Below are 16443 nucleotides of genomic sequence, written 5' to 3' on the forward strand. Positions count from 1 at the left end.
ACTGAAAATGGATAGACCTAAAAAAGGAGCTTCTGCAAAGGAGCTCCAAAAATACATAGACCACGTTGAGGCGGAGAATCTCCGTTTGAAAAATGGTGGCGCCAACCAGGAGAAAATGAACCTGGGCAAGGTAATTACGGTGCAGGAAACTGACGAAAAAGGGAATATTCTCTTTGAAGTAGACTACCAGTTCACCCGGCCTAATTTTATCTGGCCTAAATTTGGTAAAGTAACGGCCGCCCAAGTTGTTGCGGATCAGGCAAGGTACGCAACATACATTCAGCGAATGATCCAATCTAAAAGTGATCTGATCACTGAAGTGGCGAGACGCAAGGTTGAAGAACAATCTGACGATGTTGATTATAGCATCTATGAAGGTGTTACTATTCCTAAGATGAAGGAAGCTTTGGATAAGGCCGGAGTTGAATACGATGGTACCCAGCGCGAGCGAATGGATTACCTTCCGCTTTACCATCAGGTAATTGAGAGCCAAAAAGAAGGAGGTGAATAATGGGAGCGTTTAACGACATTCTCGCTACTACAGGGCCTAATATGGGTGGTTTAAGTGACCACCTGTATATAGTGCCTATTGCAGATATTGATGTAACTGCTCTGGCGGCTCTTGATGATCCTACTGATGAAAAAACAGTTGCGCAAGCTATTCCATTGCTTACTGACAAGAAGTGGTTTAAATGGTATTTCACCAAAGGGCTGGATGCGAAGCTCTCTTATCCGTTGGTTGGTGAAAGAGACGGAAGAAGTCGAGATGTGATGGTTGATATGAAGCAACCTAGAATGATAGCCGCTAATGAGCGTGTATACGACATTGTGATGAACGTGCCTGTAGCTATAGCGGTGAAGGATGCTGAAGGTAGTATGAGGCTTTGCGGAATCAACCGTAGAGAAGATGGTACCCTGGCAGTTGATTTCCCTATGTATATGGAAACTGACGATGCCAATACTGGCGGTAACGCCACTGAGAAGAAAGGGCATACCATTCAGTTTAAAGGTGAGTGCCCTCACACGCCATTGTTCCACACTGCAGCACTAGACGTAACCGGAGCAGCCTAATGGAAAAGAAGCAATTGAAACTGGCTCCGGATCTGGCAGGTAAGTTCAAGATTGTTGGCAACCCTGTTGGGCAACGCTTTGAACACCCACGCTTTGGTAGAATTGATTTTGAGAAGCTCACCCTACAGCAAGCGGAAGCGCTGGCAAAGAGCAAACACTTCCCTTACCTGGAGAAGGTAGAGAGCACGGCTCCAGCCATCACTAAGAAAAGTTAGTAGTCTGATTATAGTTGAGGTTAATTGAGTAAATGCCCCGGCAGATTGTCGGGGTTTTTTCGTAACCATCGACCCCTCCGGATAGAACCACCCCTAGTCGCTCCTTTGAAATGAGGGGTGTTAACCACGTCTTAATTACTGCCAGATGATAGAAGTAGATTGAAACTCAATAGTAAACCAAGCTGAATTTTACAGTGAAGCTTCAATGTTTATGAGAAAACTATTTACCCTTTTGTCGTTGTTTTTGGTAGCCATTACAGCGACACCACAAGAACCGGTGGTAATCGATGATGTGGGCTATGATTATGTAGTCGATATTGGTTCAGGCTCTGTAGAGCATGCTGTCTATGTGATGGCTCCAGCAGTTGATTTTGAGTTTGTAGACATGGACAACCGAGTAGGTTCTGCCTTTGGTGGAAGCGAAAATGAATGGTTGGCGGTAGATTCTAGGCTGAAGATTGATTTGCATTGTAATAGTCCGGGAGGAGTAGAAGGTCCGGTACCCATCAACTTACAAACCTTTATTAATCGATCGGACATTAGCAGAGACAGATCTCACAGAGAACAGATATTTAGTGAACAGACGAAGGGAGATTATTCTCCGGACCATCTACCAGACTTAAAGGTTCCCTGGCAAAGCACTTCATATTCACTTAAAAGTTAATCGATTAAAAGCTCTCATACTGAGGGCTTTTTGTTTAAAGTGGATGTATGAAAAACTGGAGAGTTAGATTTTTGAATTGGCTGGCAAAGCTGTTGAAGGTTGATTTAACAGCTTATAATCCAAAAGATTTACTTCAGATCAATAATGCTGTTTACAGAGTAGAAACACTAGAGACGGATCCGTTGTTGGTAGACGAAAGGATTCGACAATCTTGGATACAGTATATGGCTGAAACAGGTAAAAGAGATCCGTTTATCGATTACTACAAAACGCAATATCTGAAATATGCTGCCCATGATATTGGAGAAAAAATTGTGAAACATAATGCTTATCAACTTTTTGGCTACCAGGAACCAAACCAAAGGGGTGAGACAATAAAAGCAAGGTTTAGAATGGTATTGCCTGTTAACTAATTTCCCAATCACCCAATTCCCTAGAAATCCCCACATCCTAATTATGGCGATCGCCATGGGATAATTTCGGTACATGCTAAGAATTCAGGTAAAGCATGTAGCCAAAGAGAAGAAGGAGGAGAAGATAAGGGTGGTAGTACCCCTCCGGTCTGCGACCACCTCCCCTAGATTAGGGGAGGAAAGTTCGAAGATATCTCCAGCTCCTGTACAAGCTTCACGTCATTCCCGCGAAGGCGGGAATCTCCCAACTGAGAGCACTCCAGATCAGGTGAATGCTGCTTCCCTAATTCAGCACTTTGAGAATAAGCAGGCTGACCTGAAGAAGCAAAGGTCCATTCTTAGCAGCTCAATCTTTGAGATGGTTTTCGGCCATCAGGAAGCACCAACCATAGACATCGGATCGGTGCTCAAGCAATTCGACAATACTTATGATGAAGACACTCAGGAGGTGTTCGAATATGAGATCATGTTTCTGGCCATGAACCAAAGCAGTGGCAATGCTTATGTGCGGGAAATGAGAGCTCGAAAGAATGTGAAGAGCCCCAAACGCCAAATGGTTGAAAAGAACAAGCGAGGCAAGCAGATGTATAACCTGAAATACCAGGGAACGATGCTACTCCACGATTGCCATTCAAAGGGAACAAGGTCAGTTAAAACCAGAATGATCTTCGCATTCCGCAAGCCAGGGGAAAAGCTGTGGTGTAGAGTGGCGGATAGATCAGGCGGATGGAACGGTAAGCCTGGTATGCTGAAGCAAGTGTACAAACAAGAGCAGCTCAATGATCTGTACCATAGAATTGATGCCTTTCAGCCAGAAATTCAGGGGGTGTTCAATAAGATCAGAAGCTTGGAGAATACTGGTAAGCTTCCGGAACAGAGAAGGGTTGGCACCGCAAGAGAACTCGATAGTCTGAAACTGGAGAAGAAAAGGCTCAATGATAAGATATGCAAAACCAAAAAGAAGCTACGACCCAGCGCCAAGCCCCCTAAGGCTGACAAGGTGATTCAATGGCAACTGGAACTGGCAGAAGCGGAAGCTAGACGAATAGAGATTGATGAGAAGATTAAAGAACTGATGCCATGAGTGAGTTAATGAGAAAGGCTGATCGTAGGGAGGATACCAACTTCGATAAGATATGGCGCTGGTATTATGAACCAGCAGAAATTGAATTGAATGGTGAACAAGAGAAGCTTCGACTTCGCTGGGATCATATATGGAAGTTGATGGGGAATTTTATTTCACCTACTCAGATCATAAAGAAGCAGGTGAAGGAATATCCGGACATCACCGAACGAACGGCATGGATGGATTTGAGAAATGCAAAAGCGCTGTTCGGAGATCCTACAAATCAAAACCGAATGGCTGAACGCCTTCGACTGAATGAATGGATAATCAAAGGGCTAGAGACTGCCTTCCTCGGTGGTGATCTGAAATCCTATGCCAGGTTAATTGACCAATACAGAAGAAACAATCTCCTGGATAAAGATGATTCAGACAGTCTAGCAGATCTGCTCAAGTATTTTCAGCCACATACCTTTGTGTTGTCAGATAAAGATCCTGAGGAACTTAAGAAGGAGGCGGACGAATTAATGAACGATGTGCCGGCAGTTGATGCGGACTTTACTTTGGTAAGTGACGATGAATCTGAAGCCGGTTAAAAAGAATTTCTATCTCAACCCCATAGCGAGAATGTACCTGGCAGCACTGCAGCTGGTAAAGGTGCTTATCGCAGGCAGGGGCTTTGGTAAATCATTCGTGAATGGTATTTCCATTCTCACCAAGGTTTGGCAGATGCCAAAGTCTAAAGGGCTTTTTCTTGGTGCTACTTATACCCAGATTTTTACTAACACACTACTACCGATAAAATCGGCATGGGCTTTCTTCGGGTATATTGAAGGAATTCATTACGTGGTGGGTATTCGCCCTCCAAAGCATTTTGATTCACCTTTCATGAAGCCTGGGAACTATCAGAATGTAATCACCTGGTGGAACGGAACCACTGTCGTTCTAGCCTCAATGGATAGACCCGCACTTAATAGAGGTGGAAATAATGATTGGGTAATTTCCGATGAGGCACTACTCATTAAAAAGGATGAGTATGACAGAAACATTGCTCCTTCTGTTCGTGGATCTCATACGAGTCTAAAAGGAAAGCCAGGGCACTTGTCTGAGGAGTTCACTAGCTCGATGCCGTTCGGATCCTTCGGTCAATGGCTGTTCGACAAAAAGACAGCTGCCAATAATCCGGAGAATGATACTTTCTACATCGAGGGAACCAGCTGGCATAATCGTAAGATTCTTGGTGATGAAGTGCTGAAGAAATGGCACCGAGAAATGAATCCGATGATCTACCTCATAGAGGTGATGAACTACCGGATCAGACAGTTTGGAGATGTTTTCTACCCGGCCCTGAAGGAAAAGCATTGGTACACTGATTCAGATAACTTCGATTATGTTGATACACTCGGAGCCAACCTCAATGAGTTCACACGCGACTGCAGATGGGATAAGGATTACAGCCGTAATATGCCGCTAACCATCAGTCATGACTGGGGTAAGTTCAATTGCATCACTATTGATCAGGACCACACCGATGAAATCCGCTTCATCAATGCCATGCATGTGCATGTAGAAGACTCAAAAATCATAGATGACCTGGCCAATGACTTCTGCGACTACTACCATTACCACCACGAGAATCACAAGTATGTCTATCAGTTTGGCGATAAGTCCGGGAACAATGCAGAGGGTAACGCCAAGCTGAACAACTTCGAGCAGTTCGCAACTGTTCTCCGGAAGCGTGGCTGGACAGTCACCAGAATGAAGACTGGAGATGTTAATCACCTGGACCGGCACACGTTCATCAGTAAGCTTCACAGAGAAGAAGATCCACGGCTTCCAAAGCTTAGGTACAATGCGCTCCAGTGTAAAGATCTCAGAATATCTCTAGAGTCTGCTCGTATGAAAGACACTCAAAAAGACAAGAGCAGTGAGAAACCAAAGTCGGGCGTTAAGCCAGAACACGCCACTCACTACTCAGATGCCCACGACTATAGGCTATGGCACGGTGTCCATGACAGGATTGAGGAGCCAGACTATACTGGGCACGTAGATTTCGGCTAAAATCCCACTGAAATATAAATTTCTGTTTCAAACTGATACAGAGTCATTCGGCTGGCTCATTTTGCTTTTAGACCTGCAGTTTCTCACGCCCGTCCCCCGTGCGCTATATCGGATTGGCGATCGCTTGGATTGAATATCTCTTGAAATATGAATGAGGCCTGCCCACGTCCTAATTAAGCTCTTGGTACTCGAATAGATTTGGTATCAAATGAGCGAGCTTAAGAAGATCGGAGAAGGTATTCACTACTCAGCTGCCAGCCAGTCGGTGCTAGAGGTAACCAGGACAAAGGTTGAACCGGATGCTATCAATAACTATGGCGGTGGTTCTAATGAGTGGGCTAATTGGGGTGCAGATAATGACTACCCGCAACAACTGGTTGACTTAGTAACCAAGGACCCTACCTCTATGGGTAACATGGAGTTTAAGATCAAAGCTCATTATGGTGGTGGCCCAATGCTTTATAAGGCAGTGCCTGATGGAAAGAACATGGTCATCGAGCCATTGCTTAGAGAGCAGTATACTGAGATCGATGACTTCTTTTGGGAGATTGATGTTGAGAACTTAATGCAGGGCACCATCACTGATTTTGAATGGTGGGGGCGCTGCCATGTTGAGTACATTCCTAATAAGGGAAGGAACGACATTGTCTCAATAGCCAGGCAGAAAACACTAGATATCCGTAAGGCTAAGCTTAACCCTAAGACTGGGCAATTGCCCGGTTACTATCTATCTGGTAATTGGCCACAACCAAAGTCACATGAGCGCGTGCTCATCCCTGCTTTTGATAGAAGGAACCCTTTCCAATATCAAAAGGCTATTTATGAGCACACTGTACCATCAGTAGATAAACTCTACTATACTACCCCTAGCTGGCATAGCAAAACGTCATGGCTAGAAGTAGCCATCAGAATTCCGAAGTGGATTCTGAGCAATATGGAAAATGCGGTAAACATTAAGTACCACATTGAAATTCCAGATAAGTACTTCAAAGATCTATACCCTAGAACTCGCTACAAAACAGATGAAGAGATGTATGCTGCCAGAGAAGCAGCTGAAGAAGAATTAAAGGGTAAAATAATCGATGCCCTCTCAGGTGTCGAGAATGTTTCAAAAACCTTCTTCACCAAATTTGCTACAGACGAAAATGGCAATGTTTTACCAGGCTGGAAAATCAATGTCATTGATAATAAACTCAATGACGAAGCCTGGTTAAAAGCTGACCAAATAGCCGCCTCCAGAGTAACCACTGCAGATGGTGTGCCTCCTTCATTGACTGGTTTGGTGATAGCAAACACAGCCTCAGGATCTGCATCAGATGTGCGCGAGCAATTCAACTACTATATGCAGTTGAAATCTGTGATTCCGCGCCAAACCACTTTAGAATGGTTCTACTTTATTAAGCGATTCAAAAAATGGCCGAAAGATATCCATCTAGGTCATAAGCAGATCATTCTCCAGACGCTCGATCAGAATAAATCCGGTACAACTTCTTCCGGAGATCCTACACCCACAACCGACAAAAAGCCTTAGACATGCTCTTTAAAACAACTGACGAAATCAAGGATTATATCTCTATCGATGTCAACACGGCTTTAGACTCTCTTTCACCATTCATCCGGGAGGCAGAAATATTGTTCATTCTGCCTTTGCTGGGTGATGCCATGTACACCACGCTCGATGAAGATTATAACGACTCGGAAAACCCTCTTTCCACAGAGGATAATGCCGCTCTGATGCCTTACGTTCAGAGGTGCTTGGCCTATTATGCCGGGTTCCTCAGCATCGATGAACTGGGTGTGAATATGGGCGATGCCGGTATTATGCAAACCCGTGCCGACAACTCAGAGCCTGCTCCCAAATGGAAAGTCGATAATCTCAAAGCCAACCGAATCAACCAAGCGGACATTCATGCTGAAAAGCTTCTGTCCTACCTGGAAAAAACTGCATCGGTAAGCGTTCTTAATGATTGGTACTCCAGCACCGCCAACACTATTGCTGAGGGACGAATTCTTAGAACTGCAGAACAAGCTTCTCAGTATATCGACATCAACAACAGCAGAAGGTTCTTCCTTCGCATGAAATCGCGAATCAAGGAGGTTGAAGAAAGCTTCATTATGCAGCTTATTGGCGAAGATCAGTACAGTGAGCTAGTCACTCAGATTAAGGCTGATTCACTCAAAAACGATGCTGAAAACAAAGCCCTGGTTAAGAAACTAGAGCCAATTGTGGCGAAAATGGCATTGTACGAAACTCTACCCTTCATCCGGGTGCAGATCACCGATCAGGGCATCACCATTATTACCACCAACGATAGCACCATCACCAAAATGGCGGCTTCAGATTCTCAGGTAGATAAACTGAGATGGCAATTGAAGCAATCTCCACTTTCAGGCTTTCAGGCTGATATTGATAAGCTCAAAAAGTTCATTGAAGACAATATCGATGACTACCCACTTATCGAGGCATCAACGGCCTATACATCCAAGCCAGATCCGGGACCAAACAGACCACCGGTGATAGATCCAACAAAAAAACATGTGAGCGTATGATTAGCCGGATTCTCAGTCGATTATTAGAACAGGTTGGCTTCGATAGTCTCACAGATCTATTGTACAGTGTTTTTGGAGTCAAACTCAAGCTTTATGGAATCTATTTGTATGGAATGACAGCCTCAGCTGTTGTTCTGGGGCTTGAAGAAATCACCGAAACATACATCTACGATCCGCCTCTTGGCATTCTCATTCTAGTGATTCTGACTTTCGGAGACATGGTGCTAGGTGTGAGCTTCGCTATTGAAAGCAAGAATGGAATTGAACCAAAGAAACTATCGAGGGCAATGATCAGGCTTCTCGTTCAGTGCTTTTTCATCAGCATGGGCTTTCAAATGACAAAGGCATTCCCTGAGTTCATTTACATCTACATGGTAACCATGCTCTTGTTAGTGTTCATCCTCACAGTTTTCATTTCAGGTTTTAAAAATGCCCGTGCGCTCAACCTGATCACTGCTGATCAATACGCTGTATTCGAGTCTGTTTTCAATCTCAAAAAGCTTATCGAAAAATTTAAAAGCAAGAACAATGAAAGTAATCATTGACAATGGTCACGGCATCAACACGTCTGGCAAAAGAAGCCCCGTCAGGAAAGATGGTTCTCAACTCTTCGAATATGAGTTCAATAGAAGTATTGCCGCAATGGTAATGATGGAATTGCAAAAGCAATGTATTCCATTTGTTCAGTTGGTGCCTGAAATTGAAGACATCTCTCTCCAGGAGCGATGTAATAGGGCAAACCAAATTCACAAATCAGACCCTGGCTCCTTTCTAGTTTCAATCCATGCCAATGCTGGAGGCGGTACAGGTTGGGAGGTTTTTACATATACAGGGCAATCTGAGAGCGATGTAATAGCTAACATTTTTGGAAATGAAGCCATCAAAGCTTTCCCTGAATTTAGAATGAGGTTCGATTACTCAGATGGTGACCTAGACAAAGAATCTCAATTCTACATTCTGAAACACACAGCCTGCCCTGCTATTCTCACCGAGAATTTCTTCATGGATACTGCAAAGGATCTCGATTTTATCTGTTCTTACGCAGGTAGAAGTCGAATTGCAGCGATGCATGTACGGGCTATCAAGACTTATTTAAAATCAAAGAATCAGCTATGAAAGCCAAAATCAACTTTATAATCATTGTGGTATTACTGGCAGTCTCAATTGTTTTTGGTAGAGCTACTTATCATTTAGGTAACCGGCTAGAAAGCCAAACCTCCATCATCTCCGAGAAAAATGCACAGATCGATTCCATCCAGCTCAAGAATGGAACACTGGCTTATGAGAAGCTCACTGCCGTTGCCGATCGCAAATCACTAGAAGAAGGCTACAGCTTTCTAAAGGACAGCCTCAAGCAGATGGGAGTCAAAATCAAAACCCTTCAAAACGCTGTTTTCCTAGCCAGACAAACTAGCAACTCAGGATCTGGCCAGATCGATACCGTTCGAATAGTCCAAACACTTCCAGAATCTGTAGATACCGTACTGATCAGCCGCCAACTCAACATCAATGAGCGCTTTTTCTCTTTTAGAGCTGACCTGTTCCCAGATGATTCATTCGACTATCGATATACCTTCACCGACAGCCTGAGTATTCTAAACACCGCCACCAGGAGAAACTGGTTTGCCCCAATGGAATATAAAGTGAGGGTAGTTAGCGCCAACCATAGAACCAATCTTACCGGTGCTACTTCGCTAACTGTTAGAGAAAAGGGTACTCGTTGGTCACTCGGGGCTTTTGGAGGTTACGGCTGGAACGGCCAGAAATTCACCTCTATAGTAGGTATAGGCATTACACGCGAAATCATTGCATTTTGACAAAGAAACAACTCATATACCGGGTATCAAAAAGCACCGGAATCACTTACAAAGACACGGAGCTCGTTATTGAGGCATTCCTGCAGGAACTGCTAGACCAATGGCGTGCCCGTGTCAGAGTTGCTATTCGAGGCTTCGGCACCTTCACCTGGAAGAAACAAGCCGCCAAAAAAGGCCGTGATATCAACAAGGGAAAAACCATCAACATTCCCGCGAGAATGAAACCAGTTTTCAAACCATCCAAACAGCTATTTTAATGAATATCGAAAAAGTCAATGTCGGTGAAGAAGTGTTCTATGCTGGTTCATTCTTCGAGGTTGCCGAAATCAAAGATTTTCCGCATGGTAAAATGATTGGTATTTACGATGAACCTGGTACCGGTCATATTGACTATCTGAATCCAGGAAGTGTAAGTGAAGTTGTTCCCTGTCATAACTGCCAGAATGGATGTACTACCTGTAATGGGTTTGGGAAACTAGTTCACTGATCAACTGATTCCCTAATTCCCAATTCCCCGCGCTTCGCGCTACCCACGTCCTATTTTCTCCCTCTCTATCAGTACATATTTGAACCATGTACACAATGGAAAATCTCTTCCACACCTCCTGGCAGGCACTCACACCAAAGCAGTGCTATCGCATTGTATTCGGTGCCAGAATGTACAAAGGCATCTATGCGCCCGGTCGCTTGCCAATGGATGCTGAAATGAAGGTCGCTTCCGATTATCTCTTAGATGTACTCCGTACTGCAGCACTTCCGGGTAAGTGGAAAATGATCTATACCCAAACCAGTGAAGAGCAGAAGATAGATCTATTTCACGATCTGCCACTGCTCAAGCCGGAAAACGCCTTCAGGCAATTCCCGGTAAAGGCAATCAAGTCTCTCCGGAGAAACCTGCATCTGGTAGCGCCAGACGAATCGATGGCCAATAGCACATTCGGGCAATTCAAGTTTGCGGATAATGAGTTCACGCGCCTGGCATACTTCCAACAAACAGGTGATGCCTACAAAGTCAATGAACAGCTCAACCGTTTAGTGGCCACACTCTATTTACCTAGTGGTGAGAATTTCGACAAAAGTATGGTAAGCGAATATGCCGATTTGGTTGAACAAATTGTCTTCATATGGCAAAAGGCCCTGATCTTGGAAGCCTATGCCAACACGCGAGAATTCGTGATCGGCCGTTGCCCAACCTTCTGGCCGAAACCAGAACATAAGGAAGGTGAAGCATCTCCTGCCGTTCCCACCGGGCCAATCTGGCACGAGCTCCATTACGACCTTGCCGAAAGCGAAGCATTCAAAGGCTTCGATACTGTCGAAAACGCCAACATGTACAACGTATTCGATTACCTAGAAAACCTCGCAAAACGTAAACCCAATGCCAATGCTTAAGAATCAATTTTTAAAGATGATTTGCTTTTTTAAAGGTCATGTACCTAAGGCAATATTGGTAGAGACAGACATTGCTATTTATACCAGGGGTTGTTCTCGATGCAAGGCTGGAATGGGGGTGCCTCATATTAAGAACATTCCGCCACCTCCTGGTTCTAGCGCTGAAGAAACCATCAGTTGGGAAATGTATAAGCAAAGAAAGATAGATGCCCTGCGAGCCCAATCAACCAATTCACTATGATAAGCTTCACCAACGAAACCACATACCGAGATTATTGGCAAACCGTTGCCGAAAGTATTGAGGCTATTACCTCCTTCAGATATGGCGACCAGGAGCAAAAGAACTTCGCAGCCAGAACAGCAATGGGCACCGGTATCATTCTCTGGGTAGATCCGCTACCGGTGATTTCCGGAGAAGGCGAAATGGATGGCTTATGCGGTAGGGCTGTAGTAAACTTTGCGGTAATGCAGGTTTCAGGCAAAAACGATACGCATCTCGAAAAGGAGTCTAAGCGAGCTGCCTGCAGCGGCTTGGTAATGGATGTGTTCAAAAAGCTTAAGGCCGATTTTCTTTCTGGCACCACTTACGGAAATCAACCAGATTTCAGTAAGCTAAAATTCGGTTCGGCCGATGACGAAATCATAGGTAGCACTCCTTTCGTTGGTAGTGCTGCAGAAATCCCTTTCATCTTACCCCTAGAATTATAAGCTATGGCCATCACACTTGTTAGCGGCAATCTCAATACCCTCGGAAACAACGGAAATTTCGAAACCGATCCATCAACCTGGGGGTTTACGCCATTCGATGGAAACGTTACCCGTTCCCTTACAGTGGCAAAAAAGAACCTCTACAGCTGCAAATTCGAGTGCCTTTCAGAAACTTTTTTTCCTCAGTTCTTTATTGCTCAGGGAAGAGCCACTGTTTCTGTGGGTAAAAAATACATTATCAAAGCATGGGTTTATGTGCCTACCGGAAACAAGCTGGCCGCATCAGATTCAGATGCGTTTATCATCTCCTCGCAGGCATTGGCCGGATCTACAACATATACAGTAATAAACTCAACCGCTAAAACACAAACGAATGCACTCAATACCTGGGCTGAGGTAACTCTCCAGGTGCAGATCACAGGTGGTTCCACTACATTCTACCCATACCTTACGCTCGACTTGGAAGATGAGGACCCAGTAAACCAAACAGGGTTATGTTATGTAGATAAGTTCGAAATCTTTGAGTATGAAGACGATGTGGAAGTCTGCACCGTGGCCATCAATGCAGGTGCCTCGGTCATCACTCATGAAACTGTAGAAGATGCCAATGACGGAACCATCACCGTTTCCGCTTCTGTGGCCTCCGGCACTTTGGAGTATTCAATCACATCAGGTAGCTCCTGGCAGCCTTCCAACTACTTCAGTGGCCTGGCGCCTGGTACCTATATTATTCTGGTTCGAGAAGCTGCTAAAACCGAGTGTACAGCCAACACTGCATTCACGATTCAGGAGGCAGCCGCGGCATTCACCGTTTCCGCATCGGCATCTAACGAAACAGTATTGGGCAATAACGATGGATCCATCACCATTACCCCTTCCGGTGGTACCGGGCCTTACCAATATTCTATTAATGGAGGCAGCAGCTTTCAGTCGGGTAATACTTTCACCGGTTTGGCTCCCGGCAATTACGCAATTGTGGTCACTGATTCCACGCCCAACACGGCCTATTCCAATGCACTCATTCTAGCCGGTAGTTCAGAAATAGCAGGTATAGCTTTCAGCAAAAATCCTATTCCTTTTAGTATTCCTAAAGGAGCCAATTTTGCTGAAGACAATTATAGACTGTATGCCGATGTATTGGTAGAAGATATTCCCGGTACCGGAACTTTCAACAAGAAACTGGCCATGGCACTTGAGCCAGAAAGCAATGGTATTGCCACTTTCTATTTGCAGGAAGCTTTCGCAGGCTTGTTCACAGCAACACCTCCGGCCAAAAATGCTACAACCATCAAAGAGGCCACCGGCAGGGCATTGCTCTATAAGGTAGGTAAGGGCGAATTGTTCGATGACCATACCACCCCACAGAACTATACACTGAGCAATATTTACCGTGCTGTTTTGGGTGGAATAAGCAAACGCCAATACCCTATCCTCAATTACCTGAATAGCTACCTTCCGGAACAAAAGAAATTTCTCAGCTGGAAACCGACTGAAAGGCTCATTGATGCCGCTCAGGAAGATTATCTCACCTTCTTCAACTATAGTGCTACTATCACCCAGATCAAGCTATTTGCTCAGGCATGGTATACCGATGGTACCGAAGGCGCTGAATTCGACACTGGTCTTTCCATTGCCACTACATACGGCAAACATTATGAAGTACCTGCAGGCGCTGCCTTCAACAATGTTGCCTTGGAAGAACCATCTAAAACATTGCTCAAGTATCAATTGTGGCTGGAAAACAACTCCGGTACCGAAGTCAGTGAGCGTATCACTTTCAACCTATCAAAATTCAGAAAGGAGAATACCAGGTATTTCATGTACCTCAATAGCCTTGGAGCCTTTGAAGTGGTAGCCCTTAGCGGTCTGGCTACTGAAGAAACTCAATTTGAGAAAGATACTATGCAAACCTATTTGGGGCATTCATATACCGGTCCCGAGTTGGAGAGCTTCAGAGGCTCTTTCCAGAACTCATGGAAAATGAGTACCGGCTATTATGAAGGTCCTCAGGGTTATGCTTATATCAAATCTTTGACAGATCTATTGCTAAGCACCAAGGTCTACGACATCACAGACGGAGCCAGGTTGCCACGCTTAGTGCTACCCGGCAGCGTACAAATGAAACAAGATAAAGACACTCGCTACTTCCTTCGCTTCACTTGTGCCGAACCGTTCATAGAACAAAACTTTACGCCAAATATTTAATTATGAAAACAGAAATATCGCTTGTTTGTAATAAGTGTAGAAACGCATCTTCTGCAGAGTTAGGAATCAATGAAATACCAGAAGGAGCTGCTCGATTAGTGACAAACTTTTGTCCTAGATGTTCTGAAGGTGACTTCGGTGAAGAATGGTTTGAAGATTCTAATGGTAATGAGATATCTTTTTCAGAAACATCTGTAAAGGCTTAGAGCCCAATACTCTCTACTCAATACTAAAAAATGATAGGCATCAAACTAACCACCGGCTTCCTCAAACTCTACCCATCAACTTCCATAGAGCTGATCAGGAATAATCCGCTTATGGCAGAAGACGGAAAGATCCCAGGCACCTACACCATCACCATCAAAGTACCTAACGATGCCGATGGCTACAATGCCCGTCTGTTGGGCGCTGTCAATATGGTAGAGAATTATGAGGCTGTCATCAACTCAGAGCAGGAAGCTACCCTCATGTTCAAAGGCGTGCCCATCGAGCGCGGACTCATCATCATCAAGCCTGGAGACGAGGACACCAACTTCAATATAGATTTCGTAGGAGGTCTCAGGGCAATCAGCCGCGACATCAAGGATAAGAAAATCAGCGAAATGAGTTGGTCCGATGTAGCTCTTCATGCTATTGGTTTCGGTACCGGTTCCTCTGCAGAGGTGGCCACTACTGAACTCATGCAAACCGCCCAGACTGCTGCGGTATCCGCTGTCAATGCTGCCAGGGCTGCAGGGCACTTCTACCTACATCGATATGAAAATAGGGGTTTTACCGAAGAGCCCGATTTCGAAGGTTTTGTGAACCATGTTAACCCAACGGGTCAGGGAGTTTTGCAGAATGGTTTTTTCATCAGCAAGCAGTTTAAATTCATCACCGGAGTAACCGAGAGCGCCAATGGTGGTTTGGAACTTCTTAGCTCCGGGCATATATCAATTACGGTCAATTCTACCACATACAGCTCCACAACTGCCAATACCAGCCTAATGGAGAAATATAAAGAGTTGGCCACTATAGTCAATGCTGCTGAATTGGCTACCGGCATAAAACTCACAGCCGTGGTAGATCGCGCCAACTACTATATAGACGGTGGTGGCAACCTGGCACAGAATGGAGAAAATGGCCATCTACTCATAGAGGTAAAGAATGGGATAGATGAAGATGTAGATCTTTCAGCGTTTACCACGGCAGAGTCAGACTCCAATTGGCAAGAGGTAGAAAACTCAGAAGTAACCAGGTATTCAAATCCATATCATTATTGCCCGAGCTTCAGGTTTAGCCAGGTGTTTAGCAAAATTGAGGAAGACTATAACGTAAAATTCACCGGTGCCATTTTTGACAATGCCGACCTGATCACCGCGGCCTTCCATACCAACACCTCTATGATGGTGCCGGTAAAAATTGGTGATAGCCCGGTTGATGGCGAATTCTACGCCTTCCGACAAACCTTCAATACCGGTGATTACCTGCCCAACTGGACTATCGGCCAGTGGATCCGAGAGGTAGCGCTCCTTTTCTGCTGTGGTGTTATCTACGATCAGTATTCCCGTGTAATCAAATTCACCTACCTGAGCGATGTCATCGAGAATACCAACTACTACGATGCAAAAGCTCAGGGCATCAAGTTTGCGAAGGGTGTGCCAGATCTCAGCGCCTATAGCGGCATCACCTTCAAATACAAAGGCACCAAAACCACCGTTCAAAATCAATGGACAACCAACATCATTACCATTGGCACTGGAGAAAAGGAATACCTCATTTCCTTTCAGGTGCTTAGCCCATACTTCAGCACCGATGAAGATGTGAAAGAAGAACCCGTAATCTTCTTCGATAGAGGTATCAATGGCAGTGGACAGTTCTTTGGGTGGCAAGAAACAGCCAGTTTTAATTATAATCTAGAAATAGGAGCATGGGGTGGAAATGGCATTTACGAGAAATTCCATAAAGCTTGGTTCCGCTTTCTCACTACCAGAAAAACCCTACCCGTAACCGCTCTGATGGAGCTCCGGCACATCAACCAACTCAACTTTACAGAAAAGCAGATGTACGATCGGGTGAAGTACCTGGTAGCCTCTGCCAAAATCCGCCTCACCATGCGCGGCATAGACCGCACAGATCTCACTCTTTACAGCACCCTGTAAGAGTAATCGTCATTCAGAGGGGGCACGACCTAAGAACCCCCAAAGTCTGCCATCTTATTCATCAAGTTCTCAGAAATCAGTAGTTTTGAGTATATTCAATCATGCAACAGCCAGAAACCCCTAGAACTTATGAATTTTTACTA

At 44.8% G+C, this 16443-nt stretch carries 20 protein-coding genes; all 20 read left to right on the forward strand.

Going from position 1 to position 16443, the window contains the following annotated elements:
- The first annotated feature begins 7 nt into the window (after positions 1-7).
- The 20 genes from IE164_RS10030 (at position 8) to IE164_RS10125 (ending at position 16300) form a co-directional block, all read left to right on the forward strand.
- Positions 8-511, forward strand: coding sequence for a hypothetical protein (locus tag IE164_RS10030; protein ID WP_189630107.1), 504 nt, complete (start codon positions 8-10; stop codon positions 509-511).
- Positions 511-1071 carry a hypothetical protein gene (locus tag IE164_RS10035; protein ID WP_189630108.1) on the forward strand — a complete coding sequence of 187 codons (561 nt, stop codon included), beginning with the start codon at positions 511-513 and terminating at the stop codon, positions 1069-1071. Before IE164_RS10030 ends, IE164_RS10035 begins: the two co-directional genes overlap by 1 nt.
- Complete coding sequence (locus IE164_RS10040) at positions 1071-1286, forward strand: hypothetical protein (protein ID WP_189630109.1); 216 nt, start codon at positions 1071-1073, stop codon at positions 1284-1286. The genes IE164_RS10035 and IE164_RS10040 overlap by 1 nt, the downstream gene beginning before the upstream one ends.
- A gap of 211 nt (positions 1287-1497) precedes the next feature.
- A complete protein-coding gene (locus IE164_RS10045; RefSeq protein WP_189630110.1) occupies positions 1498-1950 on the forward strand; it encodes a hypothetical protein in 453 nt (150 codons plus the stop codon).
- Positions 1951-1997: 47 nt separating this feature from the next.
- On the forward strand, positions 1998-2363 hold the full coding sequence (locus IE164_RS10050) for a hypothetical protein (protein ID WP_189630111.1): 366 nt from the start codon (positions 1998-2000) through the stop codon (positions 2361-2363).
- A 73-nt stretch (positions 2364-2436) separates the two neighbouring features.
- Positions 2437-3447 (forward strand): hypothetical protein, encoded by a 1011-nt coding sequence (locus IE164_RS10055; protein WP_189630112.1) that lies wholly within the window; start codon positions 2437-2439, stop codon positions 3445-3447.
- The gene (locus IE164_RS10060; protein ID WP_189630113.1) at positions 3444-4022 is read left to right on the forward strand and encodes a hypothetical protein; all 579 of its coding nucleotides are present in this window, start codon (positions 3444-3446) and stop codon (positions 4020-4022) included. The genes IE164_RS10055 and IE164_RS10060 overlap by 4 nt, the downstream gene beginning before the upstream one ends.
- Positions 4003-5487 carry a terminase large subunit domain-containing protein gene (locus IE164_RS10065; RefSeq protein WP_189630114.1) on the forward strand — a complete coding sequence of 495 codons (1485 nt, stop codon included), beginning with the start codon at positions 4003-4005 and terminating at the stop codon, positions 5485-5487. Before IE164_RS10060 ends, IE164_RS10065 begins: the two co-directional genes overlap by 20 nt.
- A 208-nt stretch (positions 5488-5695) precedes the next feature.
- Positions 5696-7018: a hypothetical protein gene (locus tag IE164_RS10070; RefSeq protein WP_189630115.1), complete on the forward strand. Its 1323-nt coding sequence runs from the start codon at positions 5696-5698 to the stop codon at positions 7016-7018.
- 2 nt (positions 7019-7020) lie between these two features.
- Positions 7021-8037: a DUF6712 family protein gene (locus tag IE164_RS10075; RefSeq protein WP_189630116.1), complete on the forward strand. Its 1017-nt coding sequence runs from the start codon at positions 7021-7023 to the stop codon at positions 8035-8037.
- A complete protein-coding gene (locus IE164_RS10080; protein ID WP_189630117.1) occupies positions 8034-8582 on the forward strand; it encodes a phage holin family protein in 549 nt (182 codons plus the stop codon). The genes IE164_RS10075 and IE164_RS10080 overlap by 4 nt, the downstream gene beginning before the upstream one ends.
- On the forward strand, positions 8566-9153 hold the full coding sequence (locus tag IE164_RS10085) for an N-acetylmuramoyl-L-alanine amidase (RefSeq protein ID WP_189630118.1): 588 nt from the start codon (positions 8566-8568) through the stop codon (positions 9151-9153). Before IE164_RS10080 ends, IE164_RS10085 begins: the two co-directional genes overlap by 17 nt.
- A complete protein-coding gene (locus tag IE164_RS10090) occupies positions 9150-9854 on the forward strand; it encodes a DUF6808 domain-containing protein (protein ID WP_189630119.1) in 705 nt (234 codons plus the stop codon). The genes IE164_RS10085 and IE164_RS10090 overlap by 4 nt, the downstream gene beginning before the upstream one ends.
- Positions 9851-10111 (forward strand): HU family DNA-binding protein, encoded by a 261-nt coding sequence (locus IE164_RS10095; RefSeq protein ID WP_189630120.1) that lies wholly within the window; start codon positions 9851-9853, stop codon positions 10109-10111. The genes IE164_RS10090 and IE164_RS10095 overlap by 4 nt, the downstream gene beginning before the upstream one ends.
- Complete coding sequence (locus IE164_RS10100; RefSeq protein ID WP_189630121.1) at positions 10111-10341, forward strand: hypothetical protein; 231 nt, start codon at positions 10111-10113, stop codon at positions 10339-10341. The genes IE164_RS10095 and IE164_RS10100 overlap by 1 nt, the downstream gene beginning before the upstream one ends.
- Positions 10342-10436: 95 nt before the next feature.
- Positions 10437-11246 (forward strand): hypothetical protein, encoded by an 810-nt coding sequence (locus IE164_RS10105; RefSeq protein ID WP_189630122.1) that lies wholly within the window; start codon positions 10437-10439, stop codon positions 11244-11246.
- Positions 11247-11483: 237 nt separating this feature from the next.
- Positions 11484-11954 carry a hypothetical protein gene (locus IE164_RS10110; RefSeq protein ID WP_189630123.1) on the forward strand — a complete coding sequence of 157 codons (471 nt, stop codon included), beginning with the start codon at positions 11484-11486 and terminating at the stop codon, positions 11952-11954.
- A gap of 3 nt (positions 11955-11957) precedes the next feature.
- On the forward strand, positions 11958-14159 hold the full coding sequence (locus IE164_RS10115; protein ID WP_189630124.1) for a SprB repeat-containing protein: 2202 nt from the start codon (positions 11958-11960) through the stop codon (positions 14157-14159).
- A 2-nt stretch (positions 14160-14161) separates the two neighbouring features.
- The gene (locus tag IE164_RS10120) at positions 14162-14365 is read left to right on the forward strand and encodes a hypothetical protein (RefSeq protein WP_189630125.1); all 204 of its coding nucleotides are present in this window, start codon (positions 14162-14164) and stop codon (positions 14363-14365) included.
- A 30-nt stretch (positions 14366-14395) separates the two neighbouring features.
- Complete coding sequence (locus IE164_RS10125; RefSeq protein WP_189630126.1) at positions 14396-16300, forward strand: hypothetical protein; 1905 nt, start codon at positions 14396-14398, stop codon at positions 16298-16300.
- The last annotated feature ends 143 nt before the right edge of the window (positions 16301-16443 follow it).

The sequence above is a fragment of the Roseivirga thermotolerans genome, assembly GCF_014653175.1.
Taxonomy (GTDB): Bacteria; Bacteroidota; Bacteroidia; order Cytophagales; family Cyclobacteriaceae; genus Roseivirga; species Roseivirga thermotolerans.

What these genes read in the sequence shown, in the direction of transcription:
- IE164_RS10060 (WP_189630113.1), top strand. Translation starts at nt 3,444, where the DNA reads ATGAGTGAGTTAATGAGAAAGGCTGATCGTAGGGAGGATACCAACTTC.
- IE164_RS10120 (WP_189630125.1), top strand. Translation starts at nt 14,162, where the DNA reads ATGAAAACAGAAATATCGCTTGTTTGTAATAAGTGTAGAAACGCATCT.
- IE164_RS10030 (WP_189630107.1), top strand. Translation starts at nt 8, where the DNA reads ATGGATAGACCTAAAAAAGGAGCTTCTGCAAAGGAGCTCCAAAAATAC.
- IE164_RS10105 (WP_189630122.1), top strand. Translation starts at nt 10,437, where the DNA reads ATGGAAAATCTCTTCCACACCTCCTGGCAGGCACTCACACCAAAGCAG.
- IE164_RS10125 (WP_189630126.1), top strand. Translation starts at nt 14,396, where the DNA reads ATGATAGGCATCAAACTAACCACCGGCTTCCTCAAACTCTACCCATCA.
- IE164_RS10065 (WP_189630114.1), top strand. Translation starts at nt 4,003, where the DNA reads ATGAATCTGAAGCCGGTTAAAAAGAATTTCTATCTCAACCCCATAGCG.
- IE164_RS10110 (WP_189630123.1), top strand. Translation starts at nt 11,484, where the DNA reads ATGATAAGCTTCACCAACGAAACCACATACCGAGATTATTGGCAAACC.
- IE164_RS10085 (WP_189630118.1), top strand. Translation starts at nt 8,566, where the DNA reads ATGAAAGTAATCATTGACAATGGTCACGGCATCAACACGTCTGGCAAA.
- IE164_RS10035 (WP_189630108.1), top strand. Translation starts at nt 511, where the DNA reads ATGGGAGCGTTTAACGACATTCTCGCTACTACAGGGCCTAATATGGGT.
- IE164_RS10045 (WP_189630110.1), top strand. Translation starts at nt 1,498, where the DNA reads ATGAGAAAACTATTTACCCTTTTGTCGTTGTTTTTGGTAGCCATTACA.
- IE164_RS10055 (WP_189630112.1), top strand. Translation starts at nt 2,437, where the DNA reads ATGCTAAGAATTCAGGTAAAGCATGTAGCCAAAGAGAAGAAGGAGGAG.
- IE164_RS10070 (WP_189630115.1), top strand. Translation starts at nt 5,696, where the DNA reads ATGAGCGAGCTTAAGAAGATCGGAGAAGGTATTCACTACTCAGCTGCC.
- IE164_RS10100 (WP_189630121.1), top strand. Translation starts at nt 10,111, where the DNA reads ATGAATATCGAAAAAGTCAATGTCGGTGAAGAAGTGTTCTATGCTGGT.
- IE164_RS10050 (WP_189630111.1), top strand. Translation starts at nt 1,998, where the DNA reads ATGAAAAACTGGAGAGTTAGATTTTTGAATTGGCTGGCAAAGCTGTTG.
- IE164_RS10115 (WP_189630124.1), top strand. Translation starts at nt 11,958, where the DNA reads ATGGCCATCACACTTGTTAGCGGCAATCTCAATACCCTCGGAAACAAC.
- IE164_RS10040 (WP_189630109.1), top strand. Translation starts at nt 1,071, where the DNA reads ATGGAAAAGAAGCAATTGAAACTGGCTCCGGATCTGGCAGGTAAGTTC.
- IE164_RS10080 (WP_189630117.1), top strand. Translation starts at nt 8,034, where the DNA reads ATGATTAGCCGGATTCTCAGTCGATTATTAGAACAGGTTGGCTTCGAT.
- IE164_RS10090 (WP_189630119.1), top strand. Translation starts at nt 9,150, where the DNA reads ATGAAAGCCAAAATCAACTTTATAATCATTGTGGTATTACTGGCAGTC.
- IE164_RS10075 (WP_189630116.1), top strand. Translation starts at nt 7,021, where the DNA reads ATGCTCTTTAAAACAACTGACGAAATCAAGGATTATATCTCTATCGAT.